Genomic DNA, 14,951 nt, shown 5'->3' with positions numbered 1-14,951 from the left:
TCCAGAGGAGGGGGTGAGCGCGGGCAGGCGATCGGCTGGGTCACGGAAGGGCTGGAAGCCGTTCCGGGCAATGGGTTCAGGCGGTTTCATTGTTCGTCCGCTCAGCGGCTGTCGCGGTCGGTGTCGCCAGGGAAATTCGCTTGGCCAGCCGGCCACCCCGGCGGCGCAAGGGATCTTCCACCCAGCGGTAGTTCAACTCGCTGAAGATTACGATCAGCAGGCTGGCGGTGATGGCGAAGGCCCAGGTGTAGGAACCATCGAAATCCTTGCTGCCGCGCAGGCGAAACCAGAACTCTTGGGTGAGCGAGAACGCCGGAATATGGACCAGATAGATGGCATAGGAGCGGCTGCCGATCCAGAGCATCACGCGCTGGAGCTTGGCCGGCAGGGCAAAGTAGTTGCGATCCAGGGACGCTAGCCACACCAGCCCGGCGCTGCACAATGCGATCACGCCGATGCGATAGGTGTTCCACACATACTGTTGGGTAGTGACTTCCATCATTATCAGGACCAGTAGTGCGGCTGCACCCAGCGCTGGCAGTCGCCGCTGCAGGAGCCACGGCTGGAAGGCAGAGTGGGGGCGGGTATGGTTCCAGAAGGCAAGCAGTACGCCCAGCGCAATGGCATCGGTGCGCACCGACATCAGCAGTGGCGTACGCAAGGTGAAGAACTGCACGACTACCAGCAGCAACAGCAGCCAGGGCAGGGCGCGCCGACTGAGCAGCACCAACAATGGCAGCAGCAGGTAGAACTGCTCCTCCAGCGAAAGGGTCCAGTAGACGAAGCTGGTGCCGTATTCGTAGCGCGTGAAGCTGTCCGCGAAACGGAAGTTGGCGAATTGCAGGACGCCAGCGAGGGTCGCGGATAGGTTGGCCTGTAGAGTACCGAAGGCACCGGAGGTATTGAGGAAACGACAGGCCAGGAGAATCAGCAGCAGCCACAGCCAGGCCGAGGGCAGCAGGCGAAATGCCCGCCGGGTCCAGAAGGCCAGAGTAGTCCGCCAATACTCAGTCGCCGAGGTACAGCCCTGCAGCTTCGGCAGTAGTTCGCGGGCGATGACGTAACCGGATATGGCGAAAAACAGATCCACACCCCACCACAGGTCGAAGCGCTGGAAGAAGGCGTCAAGCCAGGGCGTGGACCAGGTGAGCAGGTTGCCGTGGGCATGGTGCAGAACCACACTCAGCACGGCGACGGCTCGCAACACTTCGATGTCCTGGATCCGACCCTTCATTGCGGGGAGCTCTCTTGCGCCGGTTTGCGGGCGATGATGACCTGGCTCTTTGGCATCAACTGGTCCAGCTGCCGCTTGATCGCCACGCCCTCGGCGTTGTCGAGCAGGCGCTTCCAGGTCTGCGCCCAGTCGCTCATCAGCGGCAGGTGACTGTTCACCACCTGGTCGCGGACCGCGCCCTGCAGCTCGCGCCCGGCGGCTCTTTCCGCGGCCCAGTAGAAAATCATGTTCATCACCCAGAAGAACCCGCTCGCCTGCCGATGCTCGATCTGCAGGCCGGCGCTCTCGACCAGGGTGGCGAAATCCTCGCGGGAAAAGATGCGCACATGGTTCGGTGACTGGAAATATGCGTCGGGGGCGATGCCTTGCTGCAACTGCTCACCAACCGGGTCCGGCACGCTGAGCAGGTACTGGGCGCCGGGCTTGCCGACCCTGACCAACTCGGCCATGACCTGGGCCGGGTCGTCGACATGCTCCAGTACTTCCAGGCAGATGACCTTGCTGGCGGTGCCAGCTTCCAGCGGCAGCGGGTTACTGTCGCTGACCAGGGCTCGCGCGTGCCTAGCCTGAGCCAGCTGAGGCTGTTCGCTCAGCGCCTGCACCTTGTCGGCTTCCGTGTCGGAAAAGATCACGGAGGCTCCCTGGCGGGCGGCGAACAGGGTTGCCATGCCTTCGCCGCAGCCGACATCGAGTACGACATCGCTCGCGTCGATGGGGAAGCCCTTCAGCAACTCGCCGCTGTCCTGCCGGAACCAGCCATCCAGCGCGGCATCCTGCAGGCCGCACCAGAGCGGCGAGACGGTTGGCGTCGGCGTCGGCGTCGGCGTCGGCGTCGGTGGTTGGGGGGCCGTGCCGGTCCGGAATCCGCGGATCAAACGGCGGAGCATGGAGAGTCCACCGTCGCTGTCCTGACCTGCTGGCATGAGCGGTGCATCGCCAGGCGCCGCTGGATGAACGCCTCGAGGCGGTGCTCGGCTTGTTCTTGGCTACAGAAGTTCTGCAGGCTCGCGGTGGCCTGCTCGCTCATCCGCGCATAGCGTCGCGGATCCTGGTTGGCGACCCGATAGCTTTCGCGGAAGGCTTCGACAAGTGAGTCCCAGCTGGGGATATAGCGCAGAGCACGGTAGGCGGCGCGCGGGTCGTGCGGCCAGGCGGTCAGCTCTTCGCTGCAGTCGACGACGAAGCCGTTCTGCGCGTCGAGGTAGTCGAGCATAGCTGTGTGAGCCGGCGCGATGGCCGGCTTGCCACAGGACATGAATTCCATCAGGGGCAGGCACTGGCCTTCGCCATAACCGGTGTTCACTGCATAACTGGTCGCCTGGACGAGGCGCTCGTAGTCGGCGTCGGCCAGATAGCCGTGGATCAGCACGACGCGACAGCGATGGGGGTGGTGCTTGTAGAGGTGGTGGAGCATGTTGTTGAGCACATCGCTGGCCTCGAAGTGCGTCAGTTTGAGCACCAGGGTCGCATCAGGCGTGTCGCGGAAGCTCCAGCAGAATGCCGCGATCATGTCGATCCAGTTCTTGCGGCCGTCGCAGGGGTTGAACACCGAGGTGTAGATCACCCCGTCCAGACGCAAGGTCTGGCGCGTCGCCGGGGCCTTCAGGTCGACGGGGGTACCGCTGCGGTAGGCGGGCGGTCCATAGGCCATGACGTCCACGGTCTCGCTGTCCAGTAGCAGGCCCTCGATCTGTATCTCCACTGCGCTGGCGCGAGGGTTGCGTTCGAGCTTGCGGCCCTGGGCGGCGAAGCGGTTCCAGACCGGTGCGGGAACGCTGACGATCGGGTACTCGCTGCCCATGCTCGCCCGCACGGTATCGACGGTGAAGCTCGAGTGGGTAATCGCTGCCCCCAGCTTCTCGAAGACCAGGCGCCAGTCATTGCGCGGCTCGCCCTGCCAGACCTCGTCTGGAATGGTGCTGAACTCCCAGGCAAATACCGGGATCGTTGGGCAACGGTAATGTATCGGGGTGCGGTGGGGCGGGGAGAAGGAAAGAAAGACGCAGTCTTCGCCGCGCCGCTGGCAGTCATCGTAGAGCACATCGACCACGGCGTCCGGGTCGTCGATCTCGACTACCCGCCCGAGGCGTTCCAGGACCGGGCGGAACTCCTTGAGCACGAAATAGTAGCTGTATTCGGATTTCCCCAGGTTCTGCTGGATGGTGTTCCGATTGGTTTCCGAGTGGATCAGGATCAGCATGTGGGTTGTCCTGTCTTGTCAGCCTCGACCGCGGCAGCAGGTGCCGGACGGGGGCGGGTGGCGAGAAACGCCGACAGGCGTTGCTGGAAGGCTTCCCGGCTGGCGAAGCTTTCCATCTTCCGTTGCGCGGCAGAGGACATCGCCCGGTAGGTCTCCGGCTCTGCCTTGGCGACCCGGTAACTGTCGCTGTACGCCCTCTGCAGACTGCCCCAGTCGGGCCGGTAACGTACCGTGCGGTAGAGGATACGGGGGTCGTGGGGCCAGACCGAGTGCTCCCGGCTCGCCCGCAGGACAAAGGCCAGATCGGGCGAGATGTAGTCTTCCATCGCCGTGTGCGCCGGCGCGATGGCGGGTTTGCCGCAGGCGAGGAATTCCATCAGCGGCAGACACAGTCCTTCGCAGCGCGAGGCGTTGACATAGTAGGTGGTGGCCTCATGCAGCCGGGCGAACTGCTGGTCGTCGAGGTAGCCGTGCAGGGCGATGACTCGGCACTGGAAGGGCGACAGCTGGGCCAGCAGCGTCGTCAGCATGGGGTAATAGGTGGAAAGATCGTGCTGAGTGATCTTCAGCACCAGCGTCGCATCGGGGGTGTCGCGAAATGCCCAGCAGAAGGCCGTGATCATCTGCTCCCAGTTCTTGCGCCCGTCTTCCGGATTGAACACCGACACATAGACCACGCCATCCACCTCGGTGCTGGTCACTTGTGATACGTCCGGTAATTTCAATTGTTCGACCTGTTCCGGTGCAGCGCCGGTTTTGCCGAGTTGCAGGCGCTCGGGCAGCAGGTCTTGCACCGCTTCGCGGTACCACGTCAGCAGGTAGTGCTTGGTGATGATCCAGCGCCTGCGCCAGGTGGGTCTCTCGATCGGAGCGGCTACCGCTGTCGCGGGTTGGGCCTGAACGTCGTTCGCCTGCGGGGGCGGCGGGGGCGCCAGGCTCTCGGCGGAGAGGCCCAGCGTACGGCTGTCGATGATGCAGCCCTTGATCTCCAGTCGGGTCGGCGCCGTCACGGGGTTGCCCGAATTGCCAGTCCGTTGCTCAGCGAATCTTTCCCACAGAGGTGTCGGCAGTGCGAGCACCGGGAAATCCTGGCCCATGGCCGACTTGATCGCTGTTTCGGTATGGCGGGAAAGCGAAATAGCGCCGCCGTGGCGGGCGAATACCGTACGCCAGTCGTTGCGGGGATCACCTTCCCAGGGCTGGTCGGGAATGCTGTCGTACTCCCAGGCCACTACGCACAGCGTGGGGCAGGCCAGGTCGATCGGCGCGCGGTGCGGGGGCGTGAACGCCAGCAGCAGGCAGTCGATGCCCTGGGCCTTTAGTTTTCTGTACAGCGGATCGACTTCGGACAATGCCGAAACCACATGGACGCCACCCAGCGCTTCGAGGGCGGGGCGGTACGCCTTGAGAACGAAGTAGTAGCTGTACTCGGGGGTGCCGAGACTTTTTCCAACCGACTTCTCGTTGATGTCGGAGTACAGGATGAAATCCATGAGTTACCTCGACGTGCGATGCCGGAACATGTGGTTGCACATCGGTACGGGCAACGGCTGAGGGTGGAGGCAACTGCGAGAGCAGGCGGAGCCGTTGCTTGGTTGTTCTTGTTTTCCGGCTGGGCGAGCCGCTGTGGCAGCACGGCTCCTTCATGGGCCGAATAGGTGCGGACGCGGCCTGGTGAGGCGCCATTCTTAACATACCGTCAAGTTCTGCGGAAAGGGGCGCAGGCGTCGTCTGTCGAAATCGTTCGCAGAACTTACCGGTCACATTCTTGTTGATTGAATTCAGGGTCTTTTTCGCCCAGATTGTCTCCTCAATCGACCGCTGGCCATCTCTTCGTCTGCCCTACGGTCTTCAAAGAATGCCCACCACTCTACGAGCCCCGACCCGCGCGCGGCGTGGTCAATGAGGTCTGTCTTGAAGAAACGGATACTGGTTACCGGTCTCACTGGCTTTGTCGGGCGCCACCTGCGTACGCGGCTCGAGGGCATGCAGGGCGACTGGGAGCTCCTGGCGCCTCCTGCCCCCTACGATCTCCGTCGGCCTGAAACACTGAACGCCTGGTGTGCCGAATGCCCTGACGCAGTGATCCACCTTGCCGGCCAGACTTTCGTTCCCGAAGCCTTTCGCGATCCGCAGTCAACCTTGGAGATCAACCTGCTGGGGACCTTGAACCTGTTGCAGGCCCTCAAGCAGGGCGGGTTCTCCGGCAGCTTCCTTTACGTCAGCTCGGGGGACGTCTATGGGCAGGTTGCTGAGGATGCCTTGCCCATCGATGAGGGGTACTTGCCGCGGCCACGCAATCCCTATGCAGTGAGCAAGCTGTCCGCCGAATTGTTGTGTCAGCAATGGAGTTACACCGAAGGCTGGCGCATCATGCTGGCACGCCCGTTCAATCATGTCGGGGCGGGGCAGAGCGAAGCCTTCGTGCTGGCCAGCGCCGCCCGGCAGATAGTCCGCATTCGCAGGGGGCTGCAGCCCAGCCGCCTGGAGGTGGGAGATGTGGATGTCACGCGGGACTTCCTGGATGTCGAGGATGTCGTCAGCGCCTACTTCGACCTGCTTACCAAGGGGCGCAGTGGCGAGATCTACAACGTGTGCTCGGGTCGCGAGCGTAAGGTCCGCGACCTGATCCTGGAGCTCGCCGCGCTGGCGGAGGTCGACCTGGAGCTGGTCCAGGACCCGGAGCGAATGCGCCGTGCGGAACAACGTCGGGTCTGCGGCAGCAATGCCAAGCTGCGGCAAGCGACCGGTTGGGAACCAAACATAACGATAAAACAAACCCTGACGGCGATTTTGTCGGACTGGGAATCACGGGTGTAGCAATAATGACAAGAAACGCGCTCATTACCGGAGTCACCGGCCAGGACGGTGCCTACCTCGCCAAACTGCTGCTGGAGAAAGGCTATCGGGTACACGGGCTGGTTGCCCGGCGCAGCAGCGACACGCGCTGGCGTCTGCGCGAGCTGGGCATCGAGTCCGAAGTGGTCTACCTCGAGGGTGACCTGGCCGATGCCTGCTCCGTCCAGCGCGCAGTCATCAAGGCCAAGCCGGACGAACTGTACAACCTGGGGGCGCAGAGCTTTGTCGGCAGCTCCTGGGATCAGCCCGTCACCACGGGGATCGTCGATGGCCTGGGGGTGACCCATCTGCTGGAGGCCATTCGTCAATTCAGCCCGGAAACGCGTTTCTACCAGGCCTCTACCAGTGAAATGTTCGGCCTGATCCAGGCCGAGCGACAAGACGAAAACACACCGTTCTACCCACGCAGCCCCTATGGGGTGGCTAAGCTCTATGGTCACTGGATCACGGTGAACTATCGCGAGAGCTTCAAGCTGCACGCCTCCAGCGGAATCCTCTTCAACCACGAGTCTCCGCTGCGCGGCATCGAGTTCGTGACGCGCAAGGTCACCGATGCGGTGGCACGCATCAAGCTTGGCAAGCAGAACGAACTGCGCCTGGGCAACATTGATGCGAAGCGCGACTGGGGGTTTGCCGGCGACTACGTGGAAGCCATGTGGCTGATGCTGCAACAGGATCGCCCCGACGATTACGTAGTGGCCACCGGCGTGACCACCACCGTGCGCGAGATGTGCCGAATTGCCTTCGAATACGTTGGCCTGAAGTACCAGGACTACGTCGTGATCGATCCCACGTTCTTCCGCCCGGCGGAAGTGGATGTGCTGCTGGGTAACCCGGGCAAGGCCGAACGCGTTTTGGGCTGGAGTCCGCAGACCAGCCTGGAATCGCTGATTCACATGATGGTCGACGCCGATTTGCGTCGCGTCGGCAAGGAGTAATCCATGCTCATTCCCGTCATCCTCTCCGGCGGTGCCGGCACACGGTTGTGGCCAGTCTCCCGCGAGGGCCAGCCTAAGCCCTTCATGGCCATGCCTGATGGGCAATCCCTGCTCAATAAGACCTATCGGCGAGCGGCCGGCCTGCTGGGCGGCGACGGGAGCATCGTCACGGTGACCAACCGCGACTACTACTTCCAGAGCAAGGATCATTTCCAGGCCGCCAAGCTGCGCCAGCGCGGTCATTTCATCCTCGAGCCCGCAGGCCGCAACACCGCACCGGCCATCGCGGTCGCCGCCCTGGCGCTGCGTGCGCTGCACGGAGACGACGCGACCATGGTCGTCATGCCGGCGGACCATCTGATCCGTGACGTTGAGGCATTCGCCAGCGCAGTGGAACATGCGGTCGAGCTGGCCGCCCAGGGGCGCCTGGTAACCTTCGGCGTCGTGCCCACCACGCCGGAAACCGGGTTCGGCTACATCGAAACCGGGGATGCGCTGGACGCCAAGGGCGGCAGCAAGGTGAAGCGCTTTGTCGAGAAGCCCGATCTGGATACCGCCAGACAGTTCCTCCAGGCCGGCACCTTCCTCTGGAACTCGGGAATGTTCTGCTTCACCGTCGGCGCCTTCATCAGCGAGCTGGAAAAGCATGCGCCGCAGATGCTCGCGCAAGCCATCGACTGCCAGCTGGCGAGCCAGCCGGAGGAGATGGGCAATGTGGTCCAGCAGGAACTGCCACACGAGCATTTCTGCAACCTGGAAGACATCTCCATCGACTATGCGCTGATGGAGCGTTCCGATCGTGTCGCCGTCGTACCCGCGACCTTCGACTGGAGCGATATTGGCTCCTGGACCGCCATGAGTACGCTGGTGGACGCGGACGCTGACAACAATCGTGCGGCCGGCAACGCGATCTTCGTGGACAGCCGGGACAACTACGTACAGAGCGAGGGGCGCTTGATCGCCACGGTGGGGGTGGAGGGGTTGATCGTGGTCGAAACCGCCGACGCCATCCTGGTGGCGCGTGCGGACCGGGCGCAGGACGTGCGCAAGGTGGTCAAGCAGCTCAAGGACAGTGAGAACGAAGCCTATCGCTTGCATCGCACCGTGAGCCGCCCCTGGGGCACCTATACCGTCCTGGAAGAGGGGCCTCGGTTCAAGATCAAGCGCATCGTGGTCAAGGCCGGGGCGGCATTGTCGCTGCAGATGCACCATCACCGCAGTGAGCATTGGGTCGTGGTGCAGGGTATGGCCAAGGTCACCAACGGCGAGAGCGTGCGCCTGGTGAACAGTAACGAGTCCACCTACATCCCCGCGGGACACCGCCATCGCCTTGAGAACCCCGGTGTTATCGATCTGGTGATGATCGAGGTGCAAAGCGGCGAGTACCTGGGCGAGGACGATATTGTCCGCTTCGAGGATATCTACGGAAGGGCGCGCTGAATGTTGTTGGCTGTTTCGCGCTCGGTCTGGTCGTATCGTGGCTTCATCGCTGGCAGTGTGAAGCGCGAGTTCCAGGCGCGATACCGTAATTCCATGCTGGGCGCGCTGTGGACGGTGCTCAACCCGCTGGCCATGATCCTGGTCTACACCGTCATCTTTTCCCAGGTGATGCGTGCCCGCCTGCCGGGCGTGGACGATGGCCTGGCCTACAGCGTGTTCATCTGTTCCGGCCTGCTCACCTGGGGGCTCCTCGGGGAGATCACCGCGCGCAGCCTGACGATGTTCCTGGACAATGCCAACCTGCTGAAGAAGCTGAGCTTCCCGCGCATCTGTTTGCCCTTGATCGTACTGCTCAACTCCTGCGTGAACTTCGCGATCATCATGGCGTTGTTCCTCGGCTTTCTGCTGGTCAGCGGTCGCTGGCCGGGCATGGCCGTGCTGGCGCTGCCACTGCTGGTGCTGATCCAGCTGATGTTCGCTGCGGGCCTGGGCATGGTCCTGGGGGTGCTCAATGTGTTCTTCCGGGATGTTGGACAGTTCTTCGGCATCGCCATGCAGTTCTGGTTCTGGCTGACGCCTATCGTCTATCCGCTGTCGGTACTTCCGGCGAAGATCCAGAGCCTGGTCTACCTCAACCCTATGACCGGGTTGATGCACGCCTATCAGGAACTGTTCCTCAAGGGTGCCTGGCCGGACTGGTCGAGCCTGCTGCCGATATTCGCCTTGGGCGTTCTGTTGAGCGTTGCCGGTGGCGCATTGTTTCGTTCGCGCTCGGGTGAAATGGTGGACGAACTCTGATGGGCAGGATCATCGTCAGTGGCCTGGGCAAGGCCTACAAGCAATACCCGAACCGCTGGTTGCGCCTGGCTGAGTGGCTGCTGCCGTTCGTTGGTCCAAGGCATTCGCTGCATTGGATCCTGCAGGGGGTGGATTTCGAGATCAATCCGGGCGAGGCGGTTGGTATCGTCGGAGTCAACGGTGCGGGCAAGAGTACCCTACTGAAAATGCTCGCCGGGACCACCCGGCCCACCACGGGCAGCGTCCGGGTCGAAGGGCGAGTGGCCGCGCTGCTCGAACTGGGCATGGGCTTCCATCCTGAGTTCACCGGACGGCAGAACGTCTTCATGGCCGGCCAGTTGCTGGGCCTGGCGCTGGAGGAAATCCACGCAATGATGCCCGACGTCGAGCGGTTCGCCGAAATCGGTGAAGCCATCGACCAGCCGGTGCGTACCTATTCGAGTGGCATGCAGATGCGCCTGGCGTTCAGTGTCGCTACGGCCCGCCGTCCCGATGTGCTGATCGTCGACGAGGCGCTGTCGGTGGGCGATGCCTATTTCCAGCACAAGAGCTTCGAGCGTATCCGTGGCTTCCGCCGCGACGGCACCACGCTGCTGATCGTTTCCCACGATCGCGGTGCGATCCAGTCGATCTGTGATCGGGCGCTGTTGCTCAATGGGGGCAAGCTGGCCATGCAGGGCGAGCCGGAGGCCGTGATGGATTTTTACAATGCGCTGCTGGCCGAACGCGAGAGCAATACGGTACGTCAGGAGGTGCTCGCCGATGGGCGAGTGCGTACCATCTCCGGCACCGGCGAGGCCGGGATCAGCGATGTCCGACTGCTGGACGACAGCGGCAAGTCGCTGGACGTCGTCGAGGTTGGTCAGAACGTCGAGATCGAGGTGACGGTGGACATCCGTCAGCCGGTCGAGCGCCTGGTGCTCGGCTTCATGATCAAGGACCGGTTTGGCCAGCCCATGTACGGCATCAATACCCACCGGCAGGAGCAGGCCCTGGACGGCCTGGTCGCGGGCGAGAGAGTGACCTACCGCTTCGCTTTCCCTATGCGCCTGGGCAAGGGCAACTACTCGGTGGCATTCAGCCTGTCGAGGCTGGATTCGCACCTGGACCGCAACTACGAGTGGCGTGACTACGGGCTGGTGTTCCAGGTGATCAACCTGCGCCAGGAGAACTTCGTCGGCTGCGCCTGGTTGAATGCAAAAACCAGCGTCAGCCGTTCCCTGAGCGCTGAAACCAGTCCTACCCCGGAGGTATCGCCGTGACGCGCCTGCTGGTCGAGTGCACCAATGTCTTCCAGCACCCTCATGTGAACTCCGGTATCCAGCGGGTGGTACGTAATGTGATCGGCCATCTGGGCGAGGTCGAGGCCGATGTCGAGTGCATCCCGGTGGCCTTCGTCCGTGGACGCCTCTACCGGGTCCTGAGCCTGGTGCCACCGACGACCGACGAGTTGCCCTGGTACGCACGAGCCTGCGTCTTTCTGGAGGCGCTGCGGGAAAAGTACTGGCTGCTTTATTCCAGGGCGACCCGATTGTGGCCGATGAGCGGTAGCCACTTCGCGCGGAGGGTTCTGTACGTCCTGAGCAAGCTGGGCAGCCTGGCGATCACATTGCCCCTGCGCGTGACCCTGAGGGTGGCGCGCGACAAGGTTCCGGCACGCCTGGAGCCGTTGGAGGCGCAGCCTGGCGACCAGCTGCTGCTGCTGGACTCGTCCTGGCACGCAGACCTGTTTCCGCTAATCGAGCGCCTCAAGATGCAAGGCGTCGGCATCATCTCGGTGATCTATGACTTGATTCCCATCAGCCATCCGCAGTTCTTCGAATCCAGCCTGGCCGGAGTCTATGGTCGCTGGTTCGACTGGATCAGTCGGATCGCGGATGGCTTCCTCTGCATATCGGCCACCGTTCAGGAGCAGATGCGCGCCGAGATCACTGCACGGCGTGGCGTGGCGGTGGCGGAGCAGCTCTGGTTCGAACATTTTCACCTGGGTTCGGAGCTCGATCTGGTGGGTGATTCCGCCGAGCCTGATACAGCACTGCGGCAGCTCTTCGCCGGAAAGGCCCCGGTCTACCTGATGGTCAGTACCATCGAACCGCGAAAGAACCATGCCTATGCCCTGGATGCCTTTGAGCGCCTGTGGGCAAAGGGCATGGACGTGCGCCTATGCATCATCGGACGGATTGGCTGGAAGTGCGAGGCGTTGATCGAGCGGATCCACCATCACCCGGAGTTGAACCGCCGGTTGTTCATGTTCAATCAGGTCGACGATTGCGGTTTGGAATACGCCTACCAGCACGCGCGGGCCCTGCTGTTCTCGTCGCTCGCCGAAGGGTTTGGCCTGCCCCTCGTGGAGGCCATGCAGAGGGGCTTGCCGGCGATGGCTAGTGACATTCCGGTATTCCGAGAGATCGGTAGCGAATTCATGGCTTACTTCGACCTTGCGGCCCCGGACAGTCTGGTTGCGCTGGTCGAGCGCTTCGAGCGCGACGGCGCCTTCCCAGCGGTACGGCCAGTAGCGGAGTGGCAATGGCCGGGTTGGCGCGAGGCCAGCCAACAGATGGTCGACAGGGCGCTGTCGGCGCTGCGCCCAAGGGCTGCGCAGCCGCCTGCGTCCACGGAAGAGCTGCATGCGGATTGCATTTAACGCCCGCATTCTGCAGGCACCCCGAACCGGCATCGGCCAGTATGTCGCGGCACTTTGCAATGCCCTGGTGGAACAGCCAGGACTGGATCTGGAGCTGTTCCACGGCTGGGGCTGGGATCGTCAGCTGCCGCAGGCGGCGCTGCCCGGGTATTCCCGCTGGAGCGCCGCCGCCAAGCGAGTGCCCGGGGCCTACCGCATTCGGCGTTGGCTGGAACAGAGCCGCTTCGACACCGGGCTGCAGCGTCGAACGGTCGATCTCTACCACGAGCCGAGCCTCTGGCCGCTGGAGTTCGACGGGCCGATGGTCATGACCCTGCACGACCTGACCCATGTGCACTATCCACAGACCCAACCCCGTGACCGCTTGGCGGAAATCGAGCGTCTGGTCGGCTCCGGCGTCGAGCGGGCGCAGCGCATTCTTGTCGACTCGACGTTCGTTGCCGACGAAGTGTGTCGCCACTTCGGCTTGCCGAACGAGCGAGTGGTCGTTGCGCCCCTGGGGCATGACCCGATGCGTTTCCATTCGCGCCCGACGGCTTCCCTTCGCCCTTTTCTGGAGCCATTGGGGCTGGCTGCAGGGGCGTATCTGCTCTGCGTGGGGACCCTGGAGCCGCGCAAGAACCTCGAAATGGCAGTAAAGGCCCACGGCCTGTTGCCGGATCGCTTGCGCGCCGCTTTTCCCCTGGTGATCGCCGGAATGCCGGGCTGGCGAAATAAGCCGCTTGATGAGGCATTGGACAAAGCCGTGGCCTCGGGTCATGTGCGAATGCTGGGCTATCTGGGCGATGAGGAACTGGCGAGGGTTTTCGCGGGTGCGCGTCTTCTGGTTTTTCCGTCCCTGTACGAGGGCTTCGGCCTTCCGGTGCTGGAGGCGATGGCCAGCGGAGTACCGGTGGTGATGACGAGGACTTCGGCGCTACCCGAGGTGGCCGGTGCTGCCGGTACTTACGTCGAGCCCGGGGACGTGCAAGGTATGCGACAAGGCATCGTGGATCTTCTCGAAGACCCGTCGCGGTGGCAGCGGCTAAGCGAAGCGGGCATCGACAGGGCCAAGAATTTCACCTGGCAGCGTTGTGCGGAAATCACCGCTATGACCTACCGTCAGGCCATGAGGGGCTGAATGCGCATTCTGCATTTCTTCAAGACCTACCTGCCGGACTCGGTCGGTGGGATCGAGCAGGTGATCAACCAGCTTTGCCGCAGCGGTGAGGCGCACGGTATCGAAAACGAGGTGCTAACGCTCAGCGCCAACCCGGAGCCGGCGGTGGTCGAGGTCGACGGCCACCGGGTGCACCGCGCCCGGCTGGACCTGCAACTGGCCTCGACTGGCTTTTCCTATAGCGTGCTGCCACGCTTCAGGGCACTGGCCGCGAGAGCCGACATTATCAATTTCCACTTCCCCTGGCCCTTCATGGATCTGGTCCATTTCGCCTCGGGGGTGCGCAAGCCGATGGTAGTGACCTACCACTCGGACATCGTTCGCCAGCGGCACCTGCTCAAGCTGTATCAACCGCTCATGCATGGATTCCTGGGGCGTGCCGACCGCATTGTCACGGCATCGCCGAACTACCTGGCGACCAGTGAGGTGCTGCGGCGCTACCCGGACAAGACCGAAGTGATTCCCTACGGCCTGGACAAGGCTGGTTATCCGCAGCCGGATGCCGGGCGCCTGCAGCACTGGCGGCAGCGGGTAGGTGAGGGCTTCTTCCTGTTCGTCGGAGTGATGCGCTACTACAAGGGGCTGCACATCCTCCTGGAGGCTGCACAGGGAACCGGCTATCCACTGGTAGTGGTTGGTGCCGGGCCGCTGGAACAGCAACTCAAGGCGCAGGCTACTGCCCTGGGCCTGGAGGGGCACGTGCGTTTCCTGGGGCGGGTCAGCGAGGAAGACAAGGTCGCCCTGTTGCAGCTGAGCCGGGCCATCGTTTTTCCTTCGCACATGCGTTCCGAGGCCTTCGGGATTTCCCTGCTCGAAGGGGCGATGTATGGCAAGCCGATGATCTCCAGCGAGATCGGTACCGGCACCAGCTATATCAATGCCAACGGCAAGACCGGCCTGGTGGTGCCGCCGAGCGATTCCCTGGCATTTCGCGGGGCCATGCGATGGGTCTGGGAGAACCCTGGGGCAGCTGCCGAAATGGGGCGGCAGGCCGAGGCGCGCTACGAAGAATTGTTCACGGCAGAAACCATGGGGCGGCGCTGGGCCGACCTGTACCGTGAACTGCTGGTGGAAAAATCCTTCGCAAAGCAGAAAGGCCGCTCAATTTAGCGGCCTTTCACCAGTACAGTTTCGAACTGTTCATTAACGACTGAACAGTTCAGCCCTTCGGCTTAACGCCAGAACGGCTTGTTCAGCTCGGCGTAACGCTGGGATTCGCTGATGCCGGCGTCGGCCAGCAGGCGGGAATCCAGGCGGGCCAGCTGACGGCGGCTTTCCATGCGGCGCTGCCACAGGCGAACGGTGCCGACGAGGCCACGATGGGCGCTGGAGGTGCTACGGGTGGTGCTCAGAGCTGCGGAACCGAGGGTACGTTCCATGGTGGTCATCCTTCTCGCTTGTGACGAGAGTCAGTTGCTGAATTGATTGAGCATATGATCTGACTTTTTAGTCAGGGATGACAGGTACAGTTGCACTGTATTGCAGCTGGTCAGGCGATTGTTATTTTGAACTGTAATGGTGTTTTTCGGGGCGAACTGTACCGCTGCGCTCCATTGTGGTGCGCAATTGGCAGGCGTCTGAGGTGTTTTGAGGGTGCCGACCAGGGTGGCGGCGGGGGGAACTGAACAGTTGAGGCGGGACAAAAATCTGTTCAGGAGTGTTTTTACGTGGTTTTTTTT

General features: G+C 62.7%; 13 protein-coding genes. 8 read left to right on the top strand and 5 right to left on the bottom strand.

Annotated elements, in window-relative coordinates; genetic code table 11:
- Positions 1-76 precede the first annotated feature (76 nt).
- From ACNFBT_RS07465 to ACNFBT_RS07450, 4 genes are read right to left on the bottom strand one after another with little or no spacing between them, the layout of a single operon-like run.
- Positions 77-1,234 (bottom strand): acyltransferase family protein, encoded by a 1,158-nt coding sequence (locus ACNFBT_RS07465; protein WP_416747918.1) that lies wholly within the window; start codon positions 1,232-1,234, stop codon positions 77-79.
- Positions 1,231-2,121, bottom strand: coding sequence for a class I SAM-dependent methyltransferase (locus ACNFBT_RS07460; protein ID WP_416747916.1), 891 nt, complete (start codon positions 2,119-2,121; stop codon positions 1,231-1,233). Before ACNFBT_RS07460 ends, ACNFBT_RS07465 begins: the two co-directional genes overlap by 4 nt.
- On the bottom strand, positions 2,106-3,434 hold the full coding sequence (locus ACNFBT_RS07455; protein ID WP_416747914.1) for a glycosyltransferase: 1,329 nt from the start codon (positions 3,432-3,434) through the stop codon (positions 2,106-2,108). The genes ACNFBT_RS07460 and ACNFBT_RS07455 overlap by 16 nt, the downstream gene beginning before the upstream one ends.
- The gene (locus tag ACNFBT_RS07450; RefSeq protein ID WP_416747912.1) at positions 3,428-4,927 is read right to left on the bottom strand and encodes a glycosyltransferase; all 1,500 of its coding nucleotides are present in this window, start codon (positions 4,925-4,927) and stop codon (positions 3,428-3,430) included. Before ACNFBT_RS07450 ends, ACNFBT_RS07455 begins: the two co-directional genes overlap by 7 nt.
- A 421-nt stretch (positions 4,928-5,348) precedes the next feature.
- Here ACNFBT_RS07450 and ACNFBT_RS07445 point away from each other — a divergent pair, with 421 nt between their 5' ends.
- Genes ACNFBT_RS07445 through ACNFBT_RS07410 form a run of 8 tightly spaced genes read left to right on the top strand, consistent with a single transcriptional unit; the run spans position 5,349 to position 14,382 of the window.
- Positions 5,349-6,254, top strand: a complete 906-nt coding sequence (locus ACNFBT_RS07445) for a GDP-mannose 4,6-dehydratase (RefSeq protein WP_416747910.1) — start codon at positions 5,349-5,351, stop codon at positions 6,252-6,254.
- 5 nt (positions 6,255-6,259) lie between these two features.
- Positions 6,260-7,231 carry a GDP-mannose 4,6-dehydratase gene (gene gmd, locus ACNFBT_RS07440; RefSeq protein WP_416747908.1) on the top strand — a complete coding sequence of 324 codons (972 nt, stop codon included), beginning with the start codon at positions 6,260-6,262 and terminating at the stop codon, positions 7,229-7,231.
- A 3-nt stretch (positions 7,232-7,234) separates the two neighbouring features.
- Complete coding sequence (locus tag ACNFBT_RS07435) at positions 7,235-8,671, top strand: mannose-1-phosphate guanylyltransferase/mannose-6-phosphate isomerase (protein ID WP_416747906.1); 1,437 nt, start codon at positions 7,235-7,237, stop codon at positions 8,669-8,671.
- Positions 8,672-9,469, top strand: coding sequence for an ABC transporter permease (locus tag ACNFBT_RS07430; RefSeq protein ID WP_416747904.1), 798 nt, complete (start codon positions 8,672-8,674; stop codon positions 9,467-9,469).
- The gene (locus tag ACNFBT_RS07425) at positions 9,469-10,731 is read left to right on the top strand and encodes an ABC transporter ATP-binding protein (RefSeq protein WP_416747902.1); all 1,263 of its coding nucleotides are present in this window, start codon (positions 9,469-9,471) and stop codon (positions 10,729-10,731) included. The genes ACNFBT_RS07430 and ACNFBT_RS07425 overlap by 1 nt, the downstream gene beginning before the upstream one ends.
- Positions 10,728-12,113: a glycosyltransferase family 4 protein gene (locus tag ACNFBT_RS07420; RefSeq protein ID WP_416747900.1), complete on the top strand. Its 1,386-nt coding sequence runs from the start codon at positions 10,728-10,730 to the stop codon at positions 12,111-12,113. Before ACNFBT_RS07425 ends, ACNFBT_RS07420 begins: the two co-directional genes overlap by 4 nt.
- Positions 12,097-13,233 (top strand): glycosyltransferase family 4 protein, encoded by a 1,137-nt coding sequence (locus ACNFBT_RS07415; RefSeq protein ID WP_416747898.1) that lies wholly within the window; start codon positions 12,097-12,099, stop codon positions 13,231-13,233. The genes ACNFBT_RS07420 and ACNFBT_RS07415 overlap by 17 nt, the downstream gene beginning before the upstream one ends.
- Complete coding sequence (locus ACNFBT_RS07410) at positions 13,234-14,382, top strand: glycosyltransferase family 4 protein (protein WP_416747896.1); 1,149 nt, start codon at positions 13,234-13,236, stop codon at positions 14,380-14,382.
- A gap of 62 nt (positions 14,383-14,444) precedes the next feature.
- On the opposite strand, the gene ACNFBT_RS07405 is transcribed toward ACNFBT_RS07410, so the two are convergent.
- Entirely contained in the window at positions 14,445-14,651 is a 207-nt protein-coding gene (locus ACNFBT_RS07405; RefSeq protein WP_207884786.1) for a DUF1127 domain-containing protein, read from the bottom strand.
- Between the last annotated feature and the right edge of the window lie 300 nt (positions 14,652-14,951).

Origin of the sequence: Pseudomonas sp. NY15181, assembly GCF_048068055.1 — a bacterium.
In the GTDB taxonomy this organism is placed as follows: Bacteria; Pseudomonadota; Gammaproteobacteria; order Pseudomonadales; family Pseudomonadaceae; genus Pseudomonas.
Note: the sequence above shows the minus strand (reverse complement) of the source record. Positions and strands in the feature narration are given on the sequence as shown.

Bases quoted from the DNA above. Each gene is read 5' to 3' on its own strand.
- ACNFBT_RS07465 (WP_416747918.1), bottom strand. From the start codon at position 1,234: ATGAAGGGTCGGATCCAGGACATCGAAGTGTTGCGAGCCGTCGCCGTG.
- ACNFBT_RS07460 (WP_416747916.1), bottom strand. From the start codon at position 2,121: ATGCTCCGCCGTTTGATCCGCGGATTCCGGACCGGCACGGCCCCCCAA.
- ACNFBT_RS07455 (WP_416747914.1), bottom strand. From the start codon at position 3,434: ATGCTGATCCTGATCCACTCGGAAACCAATCGGAACACCATCCAGCAG.
- ACNFBT_RS07450 (WP_416747912.1), bottom strand. From the start codon at position 4,927: ATGGATTTCATCCTGTACTCCGACATCAACGAGAAGTCGGTTGGAAAA.
- gmd (WP_416747908.1), top strand. From the start codon at position 6,260: ATGACAAGAAACGCGCTCATTACCGGAGTCACCGGCCAGGACGGTGCC.
- ACNFBT_RS07435 (WP_416747906.1), top strand. From the start codon at position 7,235: ATGCTCATTCCCGTCATCCTCTCCGGCGGTGCCGGCACACGGTTGTGG.
- ACNFBT_RS07430 (WP_416747904.1), top strand. From the start codon at position 8,672: ATGTTGTTGGCTGTTTCGCGCTCGGTCTGGTCGTATCGTGGCTTCATC.
- ACNFBT_RS07425 (WP_416747902.1), top strand. From the start codon at position 9,469: ATGGGCAGGATCATCGTCAGTGGCCTGGGCAAGGCCTACAAGCAATAC.
- ACNFBT_RS07415 (WP_416747898.1), top strand. From the start codon at position 12,097: ATGCGGATTGCATTTAACGCCCGCATTCTGCAGGCACCCCGAACCGGC.
- ACNFBT_RS07410 (WP_416747896.1), top strand. From the start codon at position 13,234: ATGCGCATTCTGCATTTCTTCAAGACCTACCTGCCGGACTCGGTCGGT.
- ACNFBT_RS07405 (WP_207884786.1), bottom strand. From the start codon at position 14,651: ATGGAACGTACCCTCGGTTCCGCAGCTCTGAGCACCACCCGTAGCACC.